Source organism: Sandarakinorhabdus sp. (assembly GCF_031430775.1).
In the GTDB taxonomy this organism is placed as follows: domain Bacteria; phylum Pseudomonadota; class Alphaproteobacteria; order Sphingomonadales; family Sphingomonadaceae; genus Sandarakinorhabdus.
Map to the genome: position 1 here is coordinate 1 of NZ_JANPCD010000059.1, position 6,417 is coordinate 6,417.

Sequence of the window (6,417 nt, forward strand, 5' to 3'; positions counted from 1 at the left end):
CGCCGCAACTGGCCGCCAACGGTATCAGCGGCAGCCTGATCGGCCTTGAGGAACGCAACACGCTGACCACGGCGGCGCCGACCAACCGTTTCGTGTTCAACGCCGATTGGAGCAACGACGTGTTCGGCGGGCTTGTTCGCGTCAACCGCTTCGGCAGCGCCACGCGCCAGTTCGATTTCGGCGGCGGCTTTGCCCCGAACCAGACCTATGGCGCGGAATGGCAGGTCGATCTCGAAGTCAGCGCCACCATCGCCAAGGCGGTGACCGTCGCCATCGGCGCCAACAATGTGTTCGACAACTACCCCGATGCCTCAATCGATGACATCAATGGCGCCGGCAACCTTGCTTATGACGTGCTGTCGCCGATCGGCGTCAATGGCCGCTATGTCTATGCGCGAGCCAGAGTGAACTTCTGAGGCGTGAACTTCTGAGGCTCGGCTGGGGCGATGCGCGTCAGTGCGCGTCGCCCCAGCTTGGCCCCTGGCCGATCTCGACGCCCAGCGGCACCGACAGGTCGATGATCGGGCGGTGCGCGCCTGACATGACCGCGCGGATGATATCCGGCGCGGCGGCGGCTTCGGCATCCGGCACCTCGAACACCAGTTCGTCGTGCACCTGCAGCAGCATTTTCGTCCCCGTCAGGCCAGCAGCGGCCAGCGCGTCCGGCATCTGGATCATGGCGCGCTTGATGATATCGGCCGCCGTGCCCTGCACCCGGGCGTTGACCACGGCACGTTCGGAAAACTGCCGCTCGCCCTGGTTTTTCGACAGGATCAGCGGCGCATGGCATTTGCGCCCGAACAAGGTGGTGACAAACCCCGCGTCTTTCGCAAAGGCGATGGTTTCGGCCATGTAGTTGCGAATGCCGGGGAAACGCGCAAAATACAGCTCGATATAACGCGCCGCCTCGCCGCGATCGATGCCGAGCCGGGCCGCCAGCCCAAAGGCCGAAATGCCATAGATGATCGAGAAATTGATGGTCTTGGCGCGGGCGCGGGTGTCGCGCGTCACCTCGCCGAACACCTCCTGCGCGGTCAGCGCATGGACATCGCCGCCGGCGGCATAGACCGCCTTCAGTTCCGGCACATCGGCGATATGGGCGACCAGTCGCAGCTCGATCTGGTTGTAATCGGCGGCCATCAGCACATGGCCAGGGGCTGCGACAAAGGCATGGCGGATGCGCCGGCCCAGCGCGGTGCGTATCGGGATATTCTGCAAATTGGGATCGTTGGACGACAGCCGGCCCGTCGAGGTCGCGGCAAGCGCATAATTGGTGTGCACCCGGTCCGTCGCCGGGTTGATCTGGGCCTGAAGCGCATCGGTATAGGTGGACTTCAGCTTGGAATGCTGGCGCCAGTCCAGCACTTTTGCAGCGATTTCGGCGCCGTCCTCGGCCAGCCGCTCCAGCTCCGTCACATCGGTGGTCCAGGCACCGGTCTTGGCCGATTTCTTGCCGGATTTGAGACCCATGCGTTCAAACAACACTTCACCAAGCTGCTTGGGGCTGCCGATGCTGAACGGCCCGCCGGCGATTGTGTGAATCTCGCCCTCCAGCCGGGCAATCTCGACCTCATAAGCCGCCGACAGCCGCGCCAGTTCGGCCCGGTCGACGCGGATGCCGGCCATTTCCATGGCCGCGATCACCGGTATCAACGGCCGGTCCACCTGTTCGTGCACGCTGGTGACCTGTTCCTTCCACAGCCGGCGGCGAAAGCCCTGCCACAGCCGGAAGGTCACGTCGGCATCCTCGGCGGCATAGTCGGTGGCGCGGCGCAATTCGACATGGGCAAAGCTGGGCAAGCCCTTGGCGACCTCTTTATAGGGTATCGGCGCATGGCCCAGATGCCGCGCCGACAGATCGTCCATGCCATGGTTGCCGCGCCCGGCATCCAGCGCATAGGACAGCAGCATGGTGTCGTCATAAGGCGCAATCACTGGCGCACCGTGGCGGGCCAGCACGATCAGGTCGTATTTCAAATTCTGGCCGATCTTGAGCACGGCCGGATCGGTGAGCAGCGGGTTCAGCGCCGCAATCACCTCGGCCATGTCCAGCTGCGGCAGTTTTTCGGCCCATAGCCCTTCGCCCGAGACATGGGCGAGCGGGATGTAGCAGGCACGGCCCGGCGCCGTGCACAGGCTGATGCCGACCAGATCGGCGCGCATCTGGTCGGTCGATGTGGTTTCGGTATCGACGGCCACTGCGCCCAGCCGCTGCGCTTGCGCTATCCACCAATCAAGCCGGCCCCGCGTGGTGACGGTTTCATAATCGGCGTGGACGAATGCCACGTCGTCAGGCGCCGGCGCGCTGACCGATGGGCGATGCGTATTGGGGGCGGGGCCGCTGCTGCCGCTGCTCGCCAGCTTGGCCAGCATCGCCTTGAAGCCGTGTTTCGACAGGAACGCCGCCAACGGCTCGGTGGGGGGCTCGCGCAGGGTCAGCGTATCGAGCGCAGCGGGCAGCGGCAGATCATCCTTCAGCCGCACCAGCTCGCGGCTCATGCGCGCGGCATCGATGGACGCGGCAAGCGTTTCGCGCAGCTTGGGTTTCTTGATGTGCGCGATGTTGGCGATGACGCCTTCGACGCTGCCATATTCGACGATCAGTTCGGCGGCGGTTTTCGGGCCCACGCCGCGCACGCCGGGGATATTGTCGGCGGTGTCCCCCATCAGCGCCAGCACGTCGCCGACCTGTTCGGGCGGCACGCCGAATTTCTCGATGACCTGCTCGCGGTCGATGCGCTGGTTCTTCATGGTATCGAGCATGTCGATGCCCGGCTGCACCAATTGCATCAGATCCTTGTCGGAACTGACGATGGTGACATTGTACCCGGCAGCGCGCGCGGCCAGCGCATAAGTGGCGATGATGTCATCGGCCTCGACCCCCGCCTGCTCGAAGCATGGCACCGAAAAAGCCCGCACCGCATCGCGGATCAGCGGGAATTGCGGCACCAGATCCTCGGGCGCCGGCGGGCGGTGCGCCTTGTAGGCGGGATACATGTCGTTGCGAAACGTGTGGCTGCCGGCATCGAGGATGACGGCGAGATGCGTCGGCGCCTCGGCACGGTTGAGCTCGGCGATCAGCTTCCAGATCATCGCGGTGAAGCCATAGACGGCGCCGACCGGCGTGCCTTCGGGATTGGTCAGCGGCGGCAGCCGGTGATAGGCGCGGAAGATATAGCCCGAGCCGTCGACAAGATAGAGATGCTGCTGCGTCATGGCCGCAGGTTTAGGCTGCAGCGCGTCCGGGGGGAAGGGCCTGTTGCAGGCGGCACATCGCTGTGGCATCCCCGATGGCATGCAGCCCTTCACGACCTTCACCGGCCAGGCCATCCCGTTTGGCGCCGAAAACATCGACACCGATGTCATCATTCCGGCGCGGTTTCTGAAAACCATCAGCCGCACCGGTCTGGGCCGCCATGCCTTTACCGTCATTCGTGCCAACCCGGACAATGTCTTCGACAGTCATGCCGGTGCGCCCATCCTGATCGCCGGCGACAATTTCGGCTGCGGTTCAAGCCGCGAGCATGCGCCATGGGCATTGGCCGACATGGGCATCAAGGTGGTCATCGCGCCGAGCTTTGCCGACATATTCTCGGGCAACGCCTTCAAGAACGCCATGGTGCTGGTGGTGCTGCCGCAAGACGCCATCGACCGGTTGATGGACCTGGCCATGGAGGGTCAGCCGATCACCATCGATCTGGAAAACCAGATCGTCACCACGCCGTACCAGGACCGGTTCGCGTTCCCCATGGACCCGTTCCGCAAGCATTGCCTGATGAACGGGCTGGATGAAATCGGCCTGACCATCGCCATGGACGCCGACATCGCCTTGCACGAGGCGCGGCTGGTGGCCCAGCGGCCCTGGATTGCCGGGGCGGCCACCGCCGGTGCAGCGGGATGAGAGCCGAGCCCTGGTTGATAGCCGGCGGCATTTTGAGCGCAGCGGCGTCGCTGATGCATCTGGCAATCATTGCCGGCGGCCCGGCCTGGTATCGCTGGTTTCATGCCGGTGACAAGATGGTGGCAATGGCAGAGCGCGGCGAGGCACGGCCCTGGATCATCACGCTGGGGATTGCTGCGGTGCTGGCGGTGTTTGCGGCCTGCGCCTTTTCGGCGGCGGGCCTTATCCCGCGCTTGCCGTTGCTGCCGCTGGCGCTGGTCGGCATCACGGGTGTGTATCTGTTGCGCGGGCTGGCGCTGGGGCCATTGCTTGTCTGGCGCCCGCATCTGGTCGACAATTTCATTCTGTGGAGTTCGTTGATCGTGCTGGTCTATGGCCTTGTGCATGCCATTGGCACATGGCTGGTCTGGCGTGAGTTATAGCGCCCCCTTGCAGCAAGAAACCGGGTCCCCGGCGAGAAAAACTAGAGAGATATACGGCTGTCATGACCAAGACACTTCTTCTCCTTCCCGGCGACGGCATCGGCCCTGAAGTCACGGCAGTGGCCCGGCGTGTCGCCGGCCGGCTCATCACCCAGGGCCTGGCGCTCGATATCGGCGATGCGCTGTTCGGCGGCGCCAGCATCGATGCCCATGGCGTGCCATTGACCGATGACGTGCTGGCCCGCGCCAGGGCCAGCGACGCGGTGCTGATGGGCGCCGTTGGCGGTCCGAAATGGGCCGGCCAGTCCTATGACAAACGACCGGAGGCCGGCTTGCTTGCTCTGCGGGCCGGCATGAACGTCTATGCCAATCTGCGCCCGGCGCGGTGTTTTTCGGCGCTGGCCGATGCCTCCAGCCTCAAGCGCATCTTTGTCGATGGTCTCGACATATTGTTCGTGCGCGAATTGACGGGCGGCGTGTATTTCGGCGAACCGCGCGGCATCGAAACGCTGCCCGACGGTCAGCGGCGCGGCGTCAATACGCATGTGTACACGACATCGGAAATCCAGCGGGTGGCGCGCGTTGCCTTCACGCTGGCGCGCAGCCGCAAGGGTGAGGTGGTTTCGGCTGAAAAGGGCAATGTCATGGAAGCCGGGCTGATGTGGCGCGAGGATGTGCAGGCGCTGCGTGACGCCGAATATCCGGATATCAAGCTGAGCCATATGCTTGCCGACAACATGGCGATGCAGCTGGTGAAAGCCCCCAAGCAGTTCGATGTCATCCTCACCGACAATCTGTTTGGCGACATGCTGTCCGACGAAGCCGGCATGTTGACCGGCTCGCTCGGCATGTTGCCGTCCGCTGCCATCGGCGATGCTGGCATGCCCGGCCTTTACGAACCCATTCACGGCTCGGCGCCCGATATCGCCGGGCGGGGCGTCGCCAACCCTTGCGCCAGTATCCTCAGCCTGGCCATGGCGCTGCGCTACAGCCTTGATGCGCCGGCGCTGGCGGACAAGGTCGAGGCAGCGGTCGAGGCGGCGCTCGACAAGGGTGCGCGCACGGCTGACCTTGGCGGCACCATGACAACGACCGCCATGGGCGACGCCATATTGGCCGGGCTGTGACGGGGCTGCGCACTTGATGCGGCGCTTTTTGTCGCCTTTCGTCACCGGGCTGGTGTTCCTGGCGCCGGTGCTGTTGACAGTCGTCATTCTCAACTGGCTGTCCGGCTATCTGATCGCGGCGCTGGGGCCATCGACACCGATCGGGGCGGGGCTGGCGCGCGGCGGCATGTTCTTCACGCCCAGCCCCTTGTTGGCATTCTGGCTGGGCTGGGCGCTGGCTGCCGTCGTGATCTGGGCCATCGGGCTGGCCGTGCAGACCCGCGCGCGGGACCGGCTGGAAGGCGGGCTGGACGCGCTGATCGGTCGGATTCCCGTCATCGGCCCTTTGTATCGCCCGCTGGCGCAATTCGTGCGCATGATGGGCAATGCGCCCGGCGGCGAGATGAGCGGCATGGCAGTGGTGTCCGTCAGCTTTGGCGACCATGTCGAGGCGCTGGCGCTGCTGACGTCGCCTCGCACCCATGATTTCGGCCAGGGGCCGCGCCTGCTCATCCTGATTCCGACAGCGCCGGTGCCGGTCGGCGGCGGCATGTTGTTCGTCGAACCGAGCCGGGTGAAGCGGGTGCCGTCGATGGGCGTCGATGATCTGGCCAAGCTGTATGTGACCATGGGCACGCTCAATTCCGCCAGCAGCACCAAATGAGCCTGACGCTGCGCATATTCCTGGCGTTGCTGGCCGGGCTGGCGCTCGGCGCATTGCTGCCGGCTGACTGGGGCAAGCCGGCGCTGCCGTTCACCGACGCCATCGGCAATCTGTGGCTGCAAGCCTTGCAGATGACGATCATCCCGCTCATCGCCGGGCTGTTGTTCACTGGCATCGCGCAATCCATGGGCACGGCCGGCGGTGGCCGGGTGGCGGCGCGGGCGTTGCTGGCATTTTTCTGCCTGCTGGTGTTCAGCGCGCTGTGGTCGATGTTGTTCGTGCCGATACTGCTGGACTGGTGGCCGGCGCCGGCGGCGGCCGCTG

Annotated in this window: 6 protein-coding genes and 1 pseudogene; 6 read left to right on the forward strand and 1 reads right to left on the reverse strand. The window is 64.9% G+C overall.

All coding sequences use genetic code 11. The annotated features are described in order from the left end of the window. Positions 1 to 416: pseudogene (locus RMQ73_RS03155) on the forward strand (TonB-dependent receptor); the annotation flags it as partial. 37 nt (positions 417 to 453) lie between these two features. On the opposite strand, the gene polA reads toward RMQ73_RS03155, so the two are convergent. After that, positions 454 to 3,216: a DNA polymerase I gene (polA, locus tag RMQ73_RS03160; RefSeq protein ID WP_310496540.1), complete on the reverse strand. Its 2,763-nt coding sequence runs from the start codon at positions 3,214 to 3,216 to the stop codon at positions 454 to 456. A gap of 79 nt (positions 3,217 to 3,295) precedes the next feature. Here polA and leuD point away from each other — a divergent pair, with 79 nt between their 5' ends. The 5 genes from leuD to RMQ73_RS03185 all read left to right on the forward strand — a co-directional run. After that, complete coding sequence (gene leuD, locus RMQ73_RS03165) at positions 3,296 to 3,901, forward strand: 3-isopropylmalate dehydratase small subunit (RefSeq protein WP_310496541.1); 606 nt, start codon at positions 3,296 to 3,298, stop codon at positions 3,899 to 3,901. Next, positions 3,898 to 4,323: a hypothetical protein gene (locus RMQ73_RS03170; protein WP_310496542.1), complete on the forward strand. Its 426-nt coding sequence runs from the start codon at positions 3,898 to 3,900 to the stop codon at positions 4,321 to 4,323. Before leuD ends, RMQ73_RS03170 begins: the two co-directional genes overlap by 4 nt. Before the next feature lie 62 nt (positions 4,324 to 4,385). Next, entirely contained in the window at positions 4,386 to 5,450 is a 1,065-nt protein-coding gene (gene leuB, locus RMQ73_RS03175) for a 3-isopropylmalate dehydrogenase (protein ID WP_310496543.1), read from the forward strand. Positions 5,451 to 5,466: 16 nt separating this feature from the next. After that, positions 5,467 to 6,093: a DUF502 domain-containing protein gene (locus tag RMQ73_RS03180; RefSeq protein WP_310496545.1), complete on the forward strand. Its 627-nt coding sequence runs from the start codon at positions 5,467 to 5,469 to the stop codon at positions 6,091 to 6,093. Next, positions 6,090 to 6,417, forward strand: a 328-nt coding sequence (locus RMQ73_RS03185; RefSeq protein ID WP_310496544.1) for a cation:dicarboxylate symporter family transporter, incomplete at its 3' end; no start/stop codon positions are given. The genes RMQ73_RS03180 and RMQ73_RS03185, both read left to right, overlap by 4 nt.